Source organism: Rhodococcus sp. IEGM 1318, assembly GCF_033142465.1.
GTDB classification, from domain to species: domain Bacteria; phylum Actinomycetota; class Actinomycetes; order Mycobacteriales; family Mycobacteriaceae; genus Rhodococcus_F; species Rhodococcus_F qingshengii_B.
Genome location: NZ_JAWLSC010000006.1, coordinates 215,362 through 231,810, shown reverse-complemented (window position 1 = coordinate 231,810; position 16,449 = coordinate 215,362). Strand labels below are relative to the sequence as shown.

The window sequence follows — 16,449 nt, the reverse complement described above, 5'->3', positions numbered from 1 at the left end:
GTGCTGAATTCCTGGCACCCGGATCACAGGGAGGTGCGTGAGTAGTGCCGGACAGACGTTCACATCGCCGCGTTCTGGCCGCAGTGGATGCCGTATGTGACGCAGCAGCGTCGTCGGAGGCCGTGTCACTGCTGACGGTGGTGCAGACAGTCGCGCGCGAGCGTGGTCGCCCGATCGAGATCGATCTGGAAACCCCGCTCGCCACGGGAGTGTGCGGGCAGCGCCGGGCCTACGACGATCACGACGTCATCGTTTTGGCCCCCGGGTTGCCCAATGTCGAGCGGACTCTGGCACATGAGTTGGGGCACATAGTGTTTCGCCACGAGGGTGCCGAGATCGCCGAGGCAACGCTCGAGGTCAGTGACGATTTGATCGCGTACATGCTGAGTCAACGTTCTCTGAGGCGCAATGAACCCGTGCCGATGGATGACATCGCGGAGTGGGAAGCCGAGACGTTCGCGTCGATGTTGATCATGCGTCTGCGAACGATGAGTGGCCGTGGAACACCGCTGTCGGTATTGCGGTACGACGAGGCGATCGGATGATCTTTTGGGCTGTGGCCCTTCTCGTCTGGGTTGCAGCCGGCGCGAGATTGGGTCGAGTTGTCGCGCGCACCGCGACGCCTCTGCGGATGTCGATGGTCTTCGCAGGCTTCTCGGTCGCATTGTCCTCGACGGTCATGGTGCCGGCGGTGTGGGACATCGTCGATCGCATTGCACCGGAGCAGCATGCCGCAGCGATGATCGTCATCGTCTTGTGGACCGCGTTGTCTGCAGCCAGCGCAGTCGGCGCCGTGTCCGCTTGGCCGGTGATGTCGCGTCCAGCCATGCGCGGTCTCGCCACGGTGCTGTACTCGGTGGGGTTGCTGGTGGCGATCGCGGTTCTCTTCGGTTACCCGGCGCCGGCGCTCATCTTTATCATCGTTGCTCTGTCCCTTGTCATTTCGACGGGGTTACGGCACGTCGCGTGGGCACCGTTGGGGCGTGGAATCGCGTTGATCGTGACCGGTTCGTCGATCCTGCTCGTCGTGGTCGTCGTGATGCTGGTCGAATCGATCGGTGGTACCGGCGCACTCGAATCGGATATCTGGACGGGCGCAGGGGTGTGGTTCATCGCTGCGTCGAGTGTTCTGATCGCGCTGGGCATCACCTGGGTGCTTCTCGAGACCTGGATACGTGCGCGACGTGATCTGTACCGTCTGCGGCGGATGCACGCGCTTCTCGTCAAGCGATTCCCCGAGGTAGTCGACGCGGACAGTGCCGGGAGTACGTCCGTGCTGCGGGCATCGGACATGATCGCTCAGATCATGGATGCGATGTACATCCAGTCCGGTGCCGGGATGTTCGACGTCGGTGGACAGGAACCGCCGCGGGCGGTCACTGCACACGCGGGGATATTGGCAGGGTGGATCGCCGATCCCTTGGCCTCGGATGTGTTGGACACCAGGTGGATTGCGCCACCGGAGAAGATGTCGGCGCGCCGATGGGTGTTGTTGTTGGCGAAAGAACTCGATGAAACGACAAAAGTAGGTCGACGTTCATAGTCGACCTACTCCATGTCATTTCAGTGCTTCAGGTCATTTCAGAGCTTCAGCACGTTCGCATCAGCGCGACGCGTCAGGCGGAACCTCTGGCAAACCTTCACTCGCGCGGAGCTTTTCAGCCATCGTTGTGAGTAGATTCTGCGATTCTTCCGAGAGGTCGAATGCACGGCTCGAGAGGCGGCGAAGACCGTAGCCTTGGAGCTGCGAGAGCAGTTCGAGATCATGATCGATCTTGGCTGCGTAGATGTCATTGAAGAAGTAGTCGGGCTTCACCTTGAAGAACCGGGCGAACGCTGCGACTGTCTCGTCGGAGGGGTTGGTGCGCTGTCCCGAGCGGAGCTGCGAGATGTACGGCTTGGAGATCTGATGGCCGTCTTCGATGAGCGCTGCCGCAACCTCGGCATTGGTGTGGGGTTTGCGCCCCGGAGGATGAACACTGTCGAACAGTTTGTTCAATCGTTCTGCAAAGTCAGCCATTGTGAACCGCCCCGTAATCCTCTCTAGCTAGCAATTGTCCGTTCAGTGAATCCTACGGTATCACGCGGATAACCGATCGGTAGCTCACCGTAGTCTGTTTAGTGGACTAGTTGTCAAATGTGTCCGAGATTGGATTCGTCCGGCCAATGAGTGCTCAGCTATGTCTCAGCGCACATTGAGTTTCCGCCGCGCGGAAATGCGCAGCTACGACTGCGCTATTCGAACCTTCCAGTACTTGCCCAATCTGCCCAATATCAAACCTTTTACCCGTTTTGACGATATTAGCTATGCGTTAGCCTGGTTTTCCGCGACTATTTCGGTTGAAAAACTGCAGTTCAGGCATGGTTTGAGCGAATGGGGTCGCAATCTGACTGCTTCTTCGCGATGTCATGGGGATCACTTCGGGGTTGAACCTTGAACGGTTTGCCGGAATGCGATCTGTGCTAGCTAAACTCTCTGGATAGGTGCAGAATTGTGACATGAAACACACAATGAGCGATGGTGAACTGCGCCGCGCAATCCGTGAAATTCAGGATCGAGCCCACGATGCGCGCAAGCGTGGGGACGATGTAGCGGCGGAAGAACTCGACCGTACGGTCAGGGGCTATCAAGAGCAGATGATGCAGCGTCTGTAGTGCTGCGTGCGGTCGTCTCCCCTTGAATATTTGTGGAGGTGCGCGGCCGCACTCGCAGGTCGCCTTGCGTGTTTCGGGGCGGCCGCAGCGTGCGTGCGTAGACTTTCCCGCATGTCCACAGTACGAGTGCGGGGGAGTGTTCATCCATGTCTGTAAGGTCGCTCGACGGCAAGAAATGCCTGATCACCGGCGCTGGTAGTGGAATTGGACGCGCAACCGCGCTGCGTGCATCCGAGGCCGGCGCCGAATTGTTTCTCACCGATATCAACAACTTCGGATTGGAAGAGACGGTCGCGATGGTCGGCGCCGCCGGCGGCACGGTGAGCATGGCGAAGGCGCTCGATATCTCGGACTACGACGAGGTCGTGAAATTCGGTACCGAGATTCACACTCAATTCTCTCCGATGGATGTCGTCATGAATATCGCCGGCATTTCGGCGTGGGGAACTATCGAGAACCTCGAACATCGGCACTGGAAGTCCATGGTGGACGTCAACTTGATGGGGCCGATCCATGTCATGGAGACGTTTGTTCCGCCCATGATTCGTGCCGGCAAGGGTGGGCACCTGGTCAATGTGTCTTCGGCCGCCGGGCTCCTGGCCCTGCCGTGGCACGCCGCCTACAGCGCGAGCAAGTTCGGCCTTCGCGGTGTCTCCGAAGTGCTGCGATTCGATCTGAAGCGGCACGGCATCGGCGTCAGTCTGGTTGTGCCGGGTGGCGTGAAGACGCCATTGGTGGGAACCGTGGAAATCGCGGGTATCGACAGGGATGACCCGCGGGTCAAAAAGCTCACGCACCGATTCGAGAAGCGCGCGGTTTCTCCGGAGAAGGTGGCGTCGTGCATTCTGCGGGGAATCGAGAAGAACACGTATCTCGTATATACGTCCAATGACATCCGATTCGGATACTGGTGGGCGCGTAAATTCGCCCCACCATACGAGTTCGTGATGCAAAAAGCGAACGACCAGTTCAGTAAATTGATCAAGCGATGAGCGTTAACTCCGCCGGGACTTTTATCTAGTCGAATAGGGACCAAAGTCATGCCGAAGAGTTTTCACTTCGATATCGAATTCAAATATCCCATCGACGACGTTCATCGAACTTTGACGGACCCGAGTTATTGGCAAGTCCGACTCGGAGACCTCTATGCCACCTCGGGCATCGAAGTTGCAGACGGATCGATTCAAGTATCGGTGTCCGAGGAAATCGACTCCGCCTCCCTCCCGAGCTTGGTCGCCAAGGTTGCGCCGAGTCGACTCGGTCTGAAAAGGGTCGACCACTGGGGACCCCTGTCTGACGGGAAGGCAGCAGGGTCGGTCACCGGAATCGCGCACGGACTGCCGATACGAATCGAGACGACGCTCGATCTCACCGCCGTCGAGTCCTGCACGCGGCTGGTTGTCGATGGAACGGCTGAAGTGAAGATGCCGATTATCGGCGGCCAGATCGAGAAGTTGCTGAAGAAGACCGTCGAGGACTTGCTGAGGCGCGATCGGGACGCCGTCGAGTCATTTCTCGCCTGAATCGGCGCCGAAATCGACCTCCAGAACGCGCGCACCCGGACCGGCGGACGCGAGTTGATCGTGAGGGTTGGCGAGGGCGCACCCCTCCAGTGAGAGACACCCGCAACCGATGCAACCGGTGAGGTTGTCACGCAGGCGTTCCAACTGCTCGATGCGTAGATCGAGGTGGCGCCGCCACCCGGTCGACAACCTTTCCCAATCTGCGCGGTTCGGCGTCCGGCCTTCAGGCAGTGTGCCGAGGGCCTCCCGGATTTCCGACAGCGGAATGCCGACGCGTTGCGAGATTCTGATGAAGGCGACGCGCCGAAGCGTGTCTCGTTGGTATCGACGCTGGTTGCCGCTGGTCCGGCGACTGACGATCAGGCCTTCCCGTTCATAGAAATGCAGGGCTGAGACGGCCACGCCGCTGCGCTCGGAGAGTTGGCCGGGCGTCAGTTCCTTGGCCTTCCACGACGGCATCTCCATGACGGTTACCGGTCCGTCGCCCGATGAAGAGTGGCGTGGAGATGATGCGTCAGCGGGGTGTCTCCGTGCGCCATCCACAAGTCGTATGTCAGCGTGTCGCCCTGGACCCGCATGACGCGTCGGACGTCGTGAACGGGTTTTGCGTCGGGCGATGCTGCGAGCGTGAGACGGGTCAAGGCGAGAGTGCCTTCGGAGTCGACGGTGCCGCGGTGGATCTCGACAAATCCGGTGGGTTGACTTACGAGCAGTTCGAGCTCGCCACCAGGTGTTGGGCGCAGGTATCCCGATTCCATGTGAAGCGGTCGGCCGTCGGGGAGCCCGCGAGTGCGCGACGAGTAGGTGACAAATGGTTTGGGAGTGGCCGCGAACTCGATCTCCTCGGAGTACTCGAAGTCGTCGATGGTCGGGAAATGTCCGGCTCCAGCGCCGACCCAGCGTCCGGTGAACCTGTCGATTCCGGCGCTGCTCAGCGCCGCCTGATCCGTACTGCCCATTGCGTAGTCCTCTCTCGCCTGCGTCGGATCAGACGTTACGCGGGCCGGTACGGCAGCTGCTTCTCCCTGCTGGGTGGGGCCTACGGGATTAGTGTTCACTCATGAACGCTTCTGGCTCCGTCCCCCTCGGTGTCGATTCCGAGGTGGGCCGCTTGCGATCGGTCATTCTTCATCGGCCTGGCGACGAGTTGAAACGGTTGACCCCGCGCAACAACGACGAGCTGCTGTTCGACGCGTTGCCGTGGGTGGACCGTGCGCAGGAAGAGCACGATCAGTTTGCGACCGTCCTTCGTGAGCGTGGCGTCGAGGTACTGCTTTTGTCCGATCTCCTCACCGAGGCGCTCGAGGTCAGTGGCGCAGCCAGGATCCAGGGAATCGCGGCTGCCGTCGACGCACGCAAGATCGGGCACGCGCTCGGACAACACCTCGCCGCGTACCTGCGACAGGTAGAGCCGAAGGAGCTGTCGTCGATCCTCACTGCCGGAATGACGTTCGACGAGCTGCCGATCGATGCCGACTCGACCTCGTTGGTGCGCAGGATGCATCACGGCGGTGACTTCGTGATCGACCCCCTGCCCAATTTGCTCTTCACCCGCGATTCGTCGTTCTGGGTCGGGCCGAGGGTGATCATCACGTCCTTGGCGTTGTCGGCGCGAACTCGCGAATCCTCGATCACGGATCTCGTGTACGCCCATCACCCTCGATTCAAGGGCGTGCGCCGCGCGTACGAGTCCCACACCGCTCCTGTCGAGGGAGGGGACGTGCTGCTTCTCGCTCCGGGGGTGATCGCAATCGGTGTCGGTGAGCGGACGTCACCGGCCGGAGCAGAAGCATTGGCGCGCAGCGTGTTCGACGACGGTCTCGCTCACACTGTGTTGGTTGTTCCGATCGAGCAGCGCCGAGCGTCGATGCATCTCGACACGGTCTGCACCATGGTTGAGGCCGACGCGGTCGTCATGTATCCGGCCATCCAGGACACATTGGCGGCGTTTACTCTGCGCAAGGAAGACGACGGGGTGAGTATTCGCGGGGCCACGCCGTTCCTCGAAGCGGCGGCCGATGCCATGGGAATCGGAAAACTTCGTGTGATCGACACCGGACTCGACACGGTGACTGCCGAGCGTGAGCAGTGGGACGACGGGAACAACACGCTGGCCGTCGAACCTGGCGTCGTCGTCGCTTACGAGCGCAACGTCGAAACGAACGCCAGGCTGGAGGCCTCGGGTATCGAGGTTTTGCGAATCGCGGGTTCGGAACTGGGGTCCGGCCGCGGTGGACCTCGGTGTATGTCCTGCCCGATCGCCCGCGATCCGCTGTGAGCCGTCGACGCTGTCAGAGAATTTCTTCCACCTTGGCTGCGGGCCGCGCGAGGACGGTGCCTTTGTCGGTGACCACGAACGGGCGTTCGATCAGAATCGGGTGCTTGATCATCGCGTCGAGGATTTCGGATTCGGAAGCATCCGCGAGTCCGAGTTCCTTGTATTGCGTTTCGCGCTTGCGAACCGCTTGGCTGGGCTCGAGGCCGGCGTCGGCGAGGAGTTTTTCCAGCTCGGATCGGGTAGGCGGAGTATCGAGGTACTTCACAATTGTGGGTTCGATGCCCGCGTCCTGGATGAGCCCGAGAACAGTTCGCGAGGTGTTGCACCGTTGATTGTGGAAGATGGTTGCAGATGCCATGTCCGTCATTCTGCCTCTGCGTCCGGACTCGTGGGACAAACAGGGGAACAACGGACACCTCCGGCGCGCTGCACTTGAAGTACCGACTTGTGAGGAGAAAACGATGACGGAACATCGAAGTGTGGACGAACGACGCGTGGTCATTGCCGGTGGGCACGGCAAGATTGCGCAGCACCTGACGTACTTGCTGGCAGGGCATGGTGATCGGCCGGTAGCGCTGATCCGCAATTCCGCGCACGAGGGTGCCGTCCGCACACTCGGCGCGTTCCCCGTGGTGATCGATCTGGAATCGTCCACGGTCGAGGAAGTTGCGAAGGTACTCGACGGTGCCGACGTCGCGGTCTTCGCCGCAGGTGCCGGACCTGGTAGCTCGATCGAGCGCAAGGACTCCGTCGACCGGGCCGCGGCGGTGTTGTTGGCCGATGCTGCCGAGAAAGCCGGAGTGCGTCGGTTCATCCAGATCAGCGCCCTGGGTGCTGGTGACGAAATACCGGAGAACACCGACGAGGTTTTTGCCGCCTATCTACGAGCGAAGACTGCAGCGGAGGAAGATCTCAAGACAAGGACTTCGCTGGATTGGACGATTCTTCGGCCAGGGCTTCTGACGGACGACGATCCCACCGGTGAAGTCCTTCTTGCCGAGCCGCCCGTCGATCGAGGCTCGGTGCCTCGTGCAGATGTCGCCGCGGTGGTCGAAGCGCTCATCGATGCCCCGTCCAGTGTCGGCAAGATATTGGTTCTGACCTCCGGCCCGCATACGATCCGCGAAGCGATCGAGGGCCTGTGACCGAGAAGATACGACGAGGGTGACGATGAAGATCGCGATCGACCACGATTCCTCCACAGCTCCGTACGACCAACTGCGGCAACAGATTATCGAGCAGGTGCACGGCGGTGGGTTGATCGCGGGAACCAAGATTCCGACGGTGCGGGCGCTCGCCTCGGAGCTGGGTTTGGCGGCCAACACCGTCGCGAAGGCTTATCGCGCGCTCAGCGATCAGGGCGTCATCGAGACGCGGGGAAAGCAAGGGACCTTCATCGCTTCCGGGGCCGATCCGGTGCAGGCGCAGGCCGAACAAGCGGCGACTGCGTTTGCGCATAGCGTCCGCTCGCTCGGGTATTCCGACAGTGAGATCGTCGCCATGGTGGAGTCGGCATTGAGAGGTGCGTGACACAATGATTAAGTTGACGCTTCAAGTTAAAGCTGTCAGTCTTGGCTCATGAATTCGTCGATTGCTCGTGACCTCGGACTCCTCATCGCCCGTGTCGGCCTCGGGATCATCTTCATCGCCCACGGTTGGCAGAAGTTCTTCACCTACAAGATCGCCGGAACGCAGGCCGCATTCGAAGGGATGGGCGCCCCGCTCCCCAAGATTTCTGCAGTTCTGGCAGCGTCGATCGAACTCGGCGGCGGCATCCTGCTCATCGCAGGTCTGCTGACCCCGCTCGTCGGAGCGCTCTTGTTCCTCGACATGGTCGGCGCGTTCTTCATCGTGCACGCGGACAAGGGTGTCTTCATCGACAACGGAGGCTACGAACTCGTCGTCGCTCTCGGTGTCGGATCGCTCTTGATCGCCGTGATCGGCGCAGGACGCATCAGCATCGACGGGTTGATCGGCAAGGGCAACGGTTGGGTTAAAACCCCAGCTTGATCGGGGTGAGAAGGCGGGCTCAGCGGACGTTGAGCCCGCCTTCTGGCTTGCTTTTGGACCACAAAGTGACGAACGTAGTCATCTATGGTGACGAAATCTGATCGATCCGAACAAGATTCCGGGGCCAACGAAGAGCACCCGGAGACGGGCTTTACTCGGGTAGGCGTTCGGACCGACTACGTGGTGTTTTCCGTGGCGGCCGCAGCGGTGTTGGCCATTGTCGTGTGGGGCCTCGTAGCGCCCGACAACCTCAACTCGGTAACCGGAAGTGTTCTCGGCTGGTTGGTGACCAATATCGGCTGGCTCTTCGTACTCGCAGCTTCGGCTTTCGTGCTGTTTTCCATCTACCTCGCAGTGAGCCGATTCGGCGACATTCCGCTGGGTAAAGACGGCGAGAAGCCCGAGTTTCGCACCGTCAGCTGGATCGCCATGATGTTCAGCGCCGGTATGGGGATCGGCCTGATGTTCTTCGGTGTCGCGGAACCGCTTGCGCACTACGTGACTCCGCCTCCCGGCACCGACGGCGGCGTCGGAACTGCCATGGCTACCACCATGTTTCACTGGGGTCTTCACCCTTGGGCGATGTATGCCGTTGTGGGCCTTGCCATTGCGTACGGGTCGTACCGCCGCGGACGCAAGCAACTTTTCAGTTCGGCCTTCATCCCGTTGCTCGGCCGCAAAGCTGAAGGGCCGATCGGCAAGGTCATCGACATCCTGGCAATCTTTGCGACACTTTTCGGAACCGCAGCATCCTTGGGGCTCGGCGCACTGCAGATCGGCTCCGGTTTCGAGGTAGTCGGCTGGATGGAAGAAGCCGGCGTGTTCCTGCTCGTTGCCATCGTCGCGGTGCTCACCCTGGCGTTCGTCGCTTCCGCGGTTTCCGGTGTGGCCAAGGGAATTCAGTGGCTGTCCAACATCAACATGGTGCTCGCGCTGATCTTGGCCCTGTTCGTGTTCGTCCTCGGGCCCACCGTACTGATTCTCAATCTGCTTCCGACGACCATTGGTGCATACGTTTCCGACCTTGCCCAGATGTCCGCCCGCACGGGTGCGTCGTCGAATCCTGAAACGGGCGCGTGGCTGTCGTCCTGGACGATTTTCTACTGGGCATGGTGGGTGTCCTGGACGCCGTTTGTCGGCATGTTCCTGGCGCGCATCAGCCGCGGTCGCACGATCCGTCAGTTCATCGTCGGCGTCATCGCCGTTCCTACGACTGTCAGCTTGCTCTGGTTCGCGATCTTCGGCGGCGCAGGCATCGGCGAGGAACGCGACGGAATCGGCTTGTCCGGCCGAGGCTCGGAAGAGGCTCAACTCTTCGGCATGCTCGACAATCTGCCGTTGGCCGGAGTGACGACTGTCCTGGTCATGCTGCTCGTCGCAGTGTTCTTCGTCTCCGGCGCCGACGCCGCGTCGATGGTGATGGGCACGCTCTCGCAGCGCGGAACGCTCGAACCGAGTCGCTGGGTCGTGGTCTTCTGGGGCATGTTGACCGGTGGCGTCGCGGCGCTTCTGTTGTGGACCGGTGGTTCCGAAGCGCTCGACGGCCTGCAGACGATGACGATCATCGCTGCGGCGCCGTTCGTGCTTGTCATGATCGGACTGTGCTTCTCGCTGTACAAGGATCTTTCGCACGACCCGATCATCGTTGCGGCGAAGGAGCAGAAACGTGCACTCCTGCGCCCGCGGCGGGGGCGGCGCGTCGGTAGATCAGCGGAGTAACCGCGAAAAGAAGGAGGCACCGAACTGGGTTCGGTGCCTCCTTCTTTTGTCCTGTTACTTCCAGCTCGGCAACCACAGGTGGTTCTGCCACGATTCCGGCGTGATCGGCATGGCGGTGAGTATCGGCCAGAGGTAGACGAAGTTGGCCACGACCAGACCGATGTACAAACTAACTGCAAGAAGTCCGGTGGTACGACGCTCGACGGACGCGCTCGCCTTGCCCAGAACGTCGCCGAGGACGAGCGCAAACCCCATGACCATGAACGGGGCGAGCGCAACGGCGTAGAAGTAGTACATCTGGCGGTCCAGCGTCGCGAACCACGGAAGGTAGGCGGCACCGTAACCCGTCAGGACCACTGCGTATCGCCAATCCCTGCGCACGAACGTCTGCCAGATCGCCCACGCCAGCATCGGCAGGGCCAGCCACCACATCGCCGGTGTGCCGATCAGCATCACGGCCTTGACGCAGCTGGCGGCCCCGCAACCGGTGACCTGCTCACCGTCGGCGTAGTAGTAGAGCATCGGTCGCAGCCCCATCGGCCACGTCCACGGTTTCGACTCCCACGGGTGGTGGTTTCCGGCGGAGTTCGTCAGACCGGCATGGAACTGGAGAACATTTCCGCTGTAGTACCAGAGTGAGCGCAGCGCGGAGGGGATGAAGCTCCACGTGCCGCCCTCACCGATCTCGTTACCGACGGCGTGACGGTCGACGCCGGTCTCGCTGGTGAACCAAGCCCAGTAGCTCGCGAGGTACACACCGAGCGGAATGATCACCAGCGCATACAGTGCCGGACCGATGTCGCGAACGGCGGTGCCGACCCAGGGGCGCTGCACGCGGTACGCGCGGCGCGCTGACAGGTCGAAGGCAACACTGAGCAATCCGAAGAACAGAATGAAGTACATGCCGGACCACTTGGTTCCGCAGGCCAGACCGAGCAGGATGCCGGCGCCGAACCTCCACCAACGGAAACCCAATCGCGGACCCCAGGCAGAATCACCGATTCGGCCTTCTTCGTATACCTTCGCCATCCGTTCGCGGACGTGGTCGCGATCAACCACCAGGCATCCGAGCGCGGCGAGGACGAAGAAAGCCAGGAAGATGTCGAGCATCCCCAGGCGTGAGGAGACGAAGGTGACGCCGTCCACGATGAGCAGGATTCCGGCAATGGCGCCGATCAGCGTGGATCGCGTCATGCGGCGCACGATGCGGATGATGAGCAAGACCATCAGCGTCCCGACCAGGGCCGACGAGAATCGCCACCCCCAACCGTTGTAACCGAAGAGTGCTTCGCCGATCGCGATCATCTGCTTGCCGATCGGCGGGTGTACTACCAATCCGTAGCCGGGGTTGTCCTCGATGCCGCCGCCGGTGAGAACCTGCCAACCCTGGGGTACGTAGTGCTTCTCGTCGAAGACCGGAGTGCCGGCGTCGGTCGGATAGGCGAGCATCGTGAAGCGTGTGATTGCCGCGATGGCGGTGATGAAAGCGGTGACGATCCAGCCGCGCAATCTGTCGGTCGGGCCGAAATCAGGATCCGGTACCAGCGGCCCGGGACTACGCACTACCCGATCGCTCGTGGCGGGCGTTGGCCGCTCGTCCGTCTGCACAGTCACCTGGCAATCGTAGGCTGTCAGGTATGACTGGTCGTTTGGTACTCGCCGCAACACCCATGGGAGATGTCGGTGACGCGTCTCCGCGTCTTCGGTCTGCTCTCGCAACCGCCGACGTCGTCGCTGCGGAGGACACACGACGCACCAAGTCTCTGGCGTCCGCGCTCGACGTCACCATTACCGGAAAAATTGTCAGTTTCTACGATCAGGTCGAGATTTCACGGCTGCCCGCACTGGTCGCCGACGTCGCCGAAGGCAAGACCGTTCTTCTGGTCACGGACGCCGGCATGCCGTCTGTCAGCGATCCTGGATACCGCCTCGTTGCTGCCTGTGTAGCCGAGAACCTCGCCGTCACGTGCCTTCCCGGCCCGTCGGCGGTGACTACAGCGCTGGCACTCTCGGGTTTGCCGGTGGAGCGGTTCTGCTTCGACGGATTCCCGCCGCGTAAGCAGGGGCAGCGCAAGACGTGGCTCTCGGCCTTGGCAACCGAGCAGCGAGCGTGTGTGTTCTTCGAAGCACCCCATCGCCTTGCCGACTGCCTCGCAGATGCGGTGGAAGTTCTCGGGCCGAATCGCCGCGCGGCCGTGTGCCGGGAATTGACCAAGACTTACGAGGAGGTCAAGCGCGGCACTCTCGGGGAGTTAGCTGCCTGGGCGGCCGAGGGTGTTCGCGGCGAGATCACGGTAGTGCTCGAAGGCGCCGTGCTGGTGGCATCTGATCCTGCCGATCTTGTCGACGAGGTGGAAAGGCTGGTCGAGGGGGGAGCGCGCTTGAAGGACGCGTGCGCACTGGTCGCGACCGCCGGAGTATCCAAGCGTGAGTTGTACGAGACGGTTCTGGCCGCTCGCAAGGACTAGCGCGAGCGGTGCACTGCCGGCGCACCGGGACGCAGGTTGGCGTCGTCGGCTGCGGCCTGGCCGGCGTGCCAGCCTTCGGCGTCGACGGAGCGTCCGCGAGTCTTGCGGGTTGTCGGGAACAGTCGATCGAATTCGGCGTCGACGGCCTCGGATGTGGTGGCGAGGATCGGCAGAAGATCCGCGACGTCCATCGATGCTGCGTCGGCCGCTTCGGCTGTGGCTTTGGTGCCTGCGTCGCGTAGGCGGTGTCCGATTCGGCTGGCAAAACCGGCCAGGAACCCCTTGCGGAACGATGTGGTACGGGAGCCGCCGCGATTGCTCGAGTCGGCGAATTGCATTGCACGGGTTGCCTGTACAAGCAGTGAAGTGAACAGCATGTCGACTTGCTGAAGGTCGACCGGAGTGCCGACGACGGTCGCGAGCGCGATGTCGCTGAACCACACCGTCCTGACACGATTCGATTCGCCGATCTCGGTCAGGAGGTGAACTTTTTCTTTCACGTACGGGTTCTCGATGTGAATGCGTCGTGCCTTTACTGACGTGTCGGTGACCCCGGCACGACTGTGGAGCAGTGCGGAATCGATCGCGTATCGAGTCATCAGCTCCTGGGCCTTCGCGGTGAAGATCTCGGCTTCTTCCGCGAAGTTGGTGGCTTCGGCTTTGGCGAGTAGCCCACGAATTCGCTTGAGTACCTTGGCATCGACCTCGGTGTCGCCGACGCCGGCATAGCTGGTGTCGGTGCGTTGCGACGGCCAGATGGATGGTGGCGCGAGCAATACCGTCCACTGAGGTAGGCGCATCCACGATCGCGTGACATCGACGATCTGCGAAACAAGGAAGTAGGGGTCCTGGAACAGTAGGCCGGCCGCGAGGGAGCGGAAAGCGTCGTCGTCCACGGTGATTCGAGAGGCGACGCGCCGAGACTTCGGGTACTGCTCGCCGATCGTCTGCAACTGCCCCACCCACTCGAGTGGTGCGCGATCCGACGCGCGGGATGCGTTCGCGTCGAACAGGATGGTGGTGGCAGCGAGATCGGCGTCGGACGCGTCTTTGCTTCGGCGCGCCAGATGGATCAGATCTGCCGGTTGCCATCCGTGTTCGTAGGCCGCGGCCAGTTCGCTGACGAGACCCTGCGCCGCAGAGACGGATTGAGGGCTGACCTCCTGAGTGGACACCCGTGCTCCGTTCCAAGGCAGTGTCTGCGCCGAAGCGCTGGTTCGAATGTATGTTCTATTCGTAGTCATGGCTGGAGTGTGCACGTGGGGTCCGACACATCCGCCGGTAGCCGGATATTTCGGACCCCACGTGCGGCACTCGTGCCTAGGTCATTCCTCGACGAAGCGGGGGAAGACCGGGGCCGGAGCAGGCAGTTTCCGGTTCGAGTCGATGCGAACCGCGATGTCGGTGAACTGACGGTTCTCTTCGCTCTGACCAAGCAGATCGAGGATGCGTGACGCCGCGTCGGGCATGACGGGCTGAACGAGAAGGCCGACGATACGGACAACTTCGATCGTCACGTAGAGGACCGTTGCCATCCGGGCCGGATCGGTCTTGCGCAGAACCCACGGTTCCTGCTTGGAGAAGTACCGGTTGGTCTCTCCGAGGACGCCCCAGATGGCTTCCAACGCGAGATGCAGCGCTTGCACGTCGAACTCGCTGCGGCACTTGGCAAGCAAGGCATCTGCCGACGCCAGCATCGCCAGGTCGTCCTCGGTGAACTTACCGGGAGTGGGGACCTGGGCGTCGCAGTTCTTCGCGACCATCGTCAGTGAACGCTGCGCGAGGTTGCCCAGTTCGTTGGACAGGTCTGCGTTCATGCGAGTCACGATTGCTTCATGGCTGTAGCTGCCGTCCTGGCCGTACGAGATCTCGCGGAGCAGGAAGAAGCGGACCGCGTCGAGGCCGTACTGATCGACCATCGCGATCGGATCGACCACGTTGCCGACCGACTTCGACATCTTCTCGCCCTTGTTGTACAAGAAACCGTGGACGAAGACTCGCTCCGGCAGTTCGATGCCGGCAGACATGAGGAACGCCGGCCAGTACACGGTGTGGAACCGCGTGATGTCCTTGCCGATGATGTGCAGACTCGCGGGCCAGAACTTCTTGAACTCCTCCGAGTCGACGTTCGGGTAGCCCACGCCGGTCAAGTAATTGGTGAGGGCGTCGACCCAGACGTACATGACGTGGTCGGGGTCGCCGGGAACCTCGACGCCCCAGTCGAACGTGGTGCGCGAGATCGACAGGTCCTTGAGGCCGCCCTTGACGAAGCTGACGATCTCGTTGCGGCGAGTCGTGGGGGCGATGAACTCGGGATGCTCTTCGTACAGTGCGAGGAGACGGTCCTCGTACGCCGAGAGACGGAAGGTGTAGTTGGACTCCTCGGTCCACTCCACCGGCGTACCGGTCTCGGTGGACTGGCGGGTGCCGTCCTCCAGAAGCGTGGTCTCGGCTTCGGTGTAGAAAGCCTCGTCACGAACCGAGTACCACCCCGAGTACGTGTCGAGGTAGATGTCGCCCGATGCTGCCATCTTCTCCCAGATCGCCTTGCTGGCGACCTGATGATCTGCGTCAGTGGTGCGGATGAAACGGTCGTACGAGATGTTCAGGACCTTGTCGAGGTTCTGGAACACATCGGAGTTCCGAGCCGCGAGTTCGCGGACGTCGATACCCTCTTTGATCGCTGTCTGCTGCATCTTCAGACCGTGCTCGTCGGTGCCGGTCATGAAGAACACTTCATGACCGTCCAACCGCTTGAAGCGGGCGAGCGCGTCCGAGGAGATGTACTCGTACGCGTGGCCGATGTGCGGAGCGCCGTTGGGATACGCGATCGCTGTCGTGATGTAGAACGGCGGTCGTTCCGCGCCTTCCGAGGCGGCGGAGTCCGGGCGCGAGGTCTGGGAGGGTGAGGCAGGCACAGTCATGGTGCGCTTACTCTATCGGGCGTGAGCAAAGACCGTCCCGCCCCCGATGCCCCTGAGCCCTTGTCGCCTCTGATCGACGCCCATACACACCTCGACGCGTGTGGTGCGCACGACGCTGCGACCGTGGCCGAGATAGTCGATCGAGCCGAGGCCGTCGGCGTCGGACGAGTCGTCACGGTGGCCGACGACCTCGACGCCGCGCGATTTGCCGTCGACGCGGCCCATTGGGATTCGAGGGTCTACGCAGCCGTTGCTATCCATCCGACCAGGGCAAACGTTCTTGATGCCGGCACCCGAGCCGAGATCGAGCGTTTGGCGTCCGATCCACGGGTAGTTGCCGTCGGGGAGACCGGGCTGGATCTCTACTGGCCCGGCAAGCTCGAGGGGTGCGCCACCATCGAGGAGCAGGTCGACGGTTTCCGGTGGCACATCGACTTGGCGAAGCGTCTGGGCAAGACGTTGATGATCCACAACCGCGAAGCCGACCAGGACTTGCTGCGGGTATTGAACGAGGAAGGTGCACCGGAGACGGTGGTCTTCCACTGCTTTTCCTCGGATTCGGAGATGGCGCAGGAGTGCATCGACGCCGGGTACGTGCTGAGTTTTTCGGGAACCGTCAGCTTCAAGAACGCGAAAGCACTGCGTGAGGCCGCGCTGCTGGTGCCGTCGGATCAGCTGATCGTCGAAACGGATGCGCCATTCCTGACGCCGCACCCGTTTCGCGGGGCGCCCAACGAGTCGTACTGCCTGCCCTACACGGTGCGCGCGCTCGCAGACATTCGCGGCGAGGATCCGCAGGCGCTCGCAGCAGCGTCCACGGCGACAGCGGAGCGCGTTTACAAGCTCTGACGCTATGGTGGTCTGACAGGTAA

General features: G+C 61.8%; 20 protein-coding genes. 13 read left to right on the top strand and 7 right to left on the bottom strand.

Going from position 1 to position 16,449, the window contains the following annotated elements; translation table 11 throughout:
• Nucleotides 1-44 precede the first annotated feature (44 nt).
• On the top strand, nucleotides 45-545 hold the full coding sequence (locus tag R4P65_RS16375) for an ImmA/IrrE family metallo-endopeptidase (protein ID WP_003946241.1): 501 nt from the start codon (nucleotides 45-47) through the stop codon (nucleotides 543-545).
• Nucleotides 542-1,543 carry a hypothetical protein gene (locus tag R4P65_RS16370; protein WP_230814318.1) on the top strand — a complete coding sequence of 334 codons (1,002 nt, stop codon included), beginning with the start codon at nucleotides 542-544 and terminating at the stop codon, nucleotides 1,541-1,543. The genes R4P65_RS16375 and R4P65_RS16370 overlap by 4 nt, the downstream gene beginning before the upstream one ends.
• A gap of 60 nt (nucleotides 1,544-1,603) precedes the next feature.
• Here the strand turns inward: R4P65_RS16370 and R4P65_RS16365 are convergent, their stop codons facing one another.
• On the bottom strand, nucleotides 1,604-2,020 hold the full coding sequence (locus R4P65_RS16365) for a helix-turn-helix domain-containing protein (protein WP_003946231.1): 417 nt from the start codon (nucleotides 2,018-2,020) through the stop codon (nucleotides 1,604-1,606).
• 160 nt (nucleotides 2,021-2,180) lie between these two features.
• Here R4P65_RS16365 and R4P65_RS16360 point away from each other — a divergent pair, with 160 nt between their 5' ends.
• The 4 genes from R4P65_RS16360 to R4P65_RS16345 all read left to right on the top strand — a co-directional run bounded on the left by R4P65_RS16360 (nucleotide 2,181) and on the right by R4P65_RS16345 (nucleotide 4,178).
• Complete coding sequence (locus R4P65_RS16360; protein ID WP_317827289.1) at nucleotides 2,181-2,438, top strand: hypothetical protein; 258 nt, start codon at nucleotides 2,181-2,183, stop codon at nucleotides 2,436-2,438.
• Between the two features lie 61 nt (nucleotides 2,439-2,499).
• A complete protein-coding gene (locus tag R4P65_RS16355) occupies nucleotides 2,500-2,655 on the top strand; it encodes a hypothetical protein (RefSeq protein ID WP_230814316.1) in 156 nt (51 codons plus the stop codon).
• 146 nt (nucleotides 2,656-2,801) lie between these two features.
• Entirely contained in the window at nucleotides 2,802-3,647 is an 846-nt protein-coding gene (locus R4P65_RS16350; RefSeq protein ID WP_317827288.1) for an SDR family oxidoreductase, read from the top strand.
• Between the two features lie 48 nt (nucleotides 3,648-3,695).
• Nucleotides 3,696-4,178, top strand: a complete 483-nt coding sequence (locus R4P65_RS16345) for a DUF2505 domain-containing protein (protein WP_230814314.1) — start codon at nucleotides 3,696-3,698, stop codon at nucleotides 4,176-4,178.
• Here R4P65_RS16345 and soxR read toward each other — a convergent pair.
• Nucleotides 4,164-4,643, bottom strand: coding sequence for a redox-sensitive transcriptional activator SoxR (gene soxR, locus R4P65_RS16340; RefSeq protein ID WP_050654499.1), 480 nt, complete (start codon nucleotides 4,641-4,643; stop codon nucleotides 4,164-4,166). The genes R4P65_RS16345 and soxR overlap by 15 nt on opposite strands.
• 5 nt (nucleotides 4,644-4,648) lie before the next feature.
• Complete coding sequence (locus tag R4P65_RS16335) at nucleotides 4,649-5,137, bottom strand: FABP family protein (protein WP_230814312.1); 489 nt, start codon at nucleotides 5,135-5,137, stop codon at nucleotides 4,649-4,651.
• A gap of 101 nt (nucleotides 5,138-5,238) precedes the next feature.
• Here R4P65_RS16335 and arcA point away from each other — a divergent pair, with 101 nt between their 5' ends.
• Nucleotides 5,239-6,456 (top strand): arginine deiminase, encoded by a 1,218-nt coding sequence (gene arcA, locus R4P65_RS16330; protein ID WP_230814311.1) that lies wholly within the window; start codon nucleotides 5,239-5,241, stop codon nucleotides 6,454-6,456.
• A 13-nt stretch (nucleotides 6,457-6,469) separates the two neighbouring features.
• Here arcA and arsC read toward each other — a convergent pair whose 3' ends face one another.
• The gene (gene arsC, locus R4P65_RS16325; RefSeq protein ID WP_317827287.1) at nucleotides 6,470-6,823 is read right to left on the bottom strand and encodes an arsenate reductase (glutaredoxin); all 354 of its coding nucleotides are present in this window, start codon (nucleotides 6,821-6,823) and stop codon (nucleotides 6,470-6,472) included.
• 94 nt (nucleotides 6,824-6,917) lie between these two features.
• Here arsC and R4P65_RS16320 point away from each other — a divergent pair, with 94 nt between their 5' ends.
• The 4 genes from R4P65_RS16320 (at nucleotide 6,918) to R4P65_RS16305 (ending at nucleotide 10,185) form a co-directional block, all read left to right on the top strand.
• Complete coding sequence (locus R4P65_RS16320; RefSeq protein ID WP_317827286.1) at nucleotides 6,918-7,601, top strand: SDR family oxidoreductase; 684 nt, start codon at nucleotides 6,918-6,920, stop codon at nucleotides 7,599-7,601.
• Nucleotides 7,602-7,626: 25 nt separating this feature from the next.
• Nucleotides 7,627-7,986, top strand: a complete 360-nt coding sequence (locus R4P65_RS16315; protein ID WP_317827285.1) for a GntR family transcriptional regulator — start codon at nucleotides 7,627-7,629, stop codon at nucleotides 7,984-7,986.
• A 48-nt stretch (nucleotides 7,987-8,034) separates the two neighbouring features.
• Entirely contained in the window at nucleotides 8,035-8,466 is a 432-nt protein-coding gene (locus tag R4P65_RS16310; RefSeq protein ID WP_003946228.1) for a DoxX family protein, read from the top strand.
• A gap of 84 nt (nucleotides 8,467-8,550) precedes the next feature.
• Nucleotides 8,551-10,185: a BCCT family transporter gene (locus tag R4P65_RS16305; protein ID WP_317827284.1), complete on the top strand. Its 1,635-nt coding sequence runs from the start codon at nucleotides 8,551-8,553 to the stop codon at nucleotides 10,183-10,185.
• Between the two features lie 54 nt (nucleotides 10,186-10,239).
• Here R4P65_RS16305 and R4P65_RS16300 read toward each other — a convergent pair whose 3' ends face one another.
• Complete coding sequence (locus R4P65_RS16300; protein ID WP_230814306.1) at nucleotides 10,240-11,799, bottom strand: dolichyl-phosphate-mannose--protein mannosyltransferase; 1,560 nt, start codon at nucleotides 11,797-11,799, stop codon at nucleotides 10,240-10,242.
• 23 nt (nucleotides 11,800-11,822) lie between these two features.
• Here R4P65_RS16300 and rsmI point away from each other — a divergent pair, with 23 nt between their 5' ends.
• Nucleotides 11,823-12,653: a 16S rRNA (cytidine(1402)-2'-O)-methyltransferase gene (gene rsmI / locus R4P65_RS16295; protein ID WP_317827283.1), complete on the top strand. Its 831-nt coding sequence runs from the start codon at nucleotides 11,823-11,825 to the stop codon at nucleotides 12,651-12,653.
• On the opposite strand, the gene R4P65_RS16290 is transcribed toward rsmI, so the two are convergent.
• Nucleotides 12,650-13,828: a DUF2786 domain-containing protein gene (locus tag R4P65_RS16290; RefSeq protein WP_317827282.1), complete on the bottom strand. Its 1,179-nt coding sequence runs from the start codon at nucleotides 13,826-13,828 to the stop codon at nucleotides 12,650-12,652. The genes rsmI and R4P65_RS16290 overlap by 4 nt on opposite strands.
• 150 nt (nucleotides 13,829-13,978) lie before the next feature.
• Nucleotides 13,979-15,577, bottom strand: coding sequence for a methionine--tRNA ligase (metG, locus tag R4P65_RS16285; protein WP_317827281.1), 1,599 nt, complete (start codon nucleotides 15,575-15,577; stop codon nucleotides 13,979-13,981).
• Between the two features lie 21 nt (nucleotides 15,578-15,598).
• Between metG and R4P65_RS16280 the strand changes: the two genes are divergently transcribed.
• Entirely contained in the window at nucleotides 15,599-16,426 is an 828-nt protein-coding gene (locus tag R4P65_RS16280) for a TatD family hydrolase (RefSeq protein WP_317827280.1), read from the top strand.
• Nucleotides 16,427-16,449 lie beyond the last annotated feature (23 nt).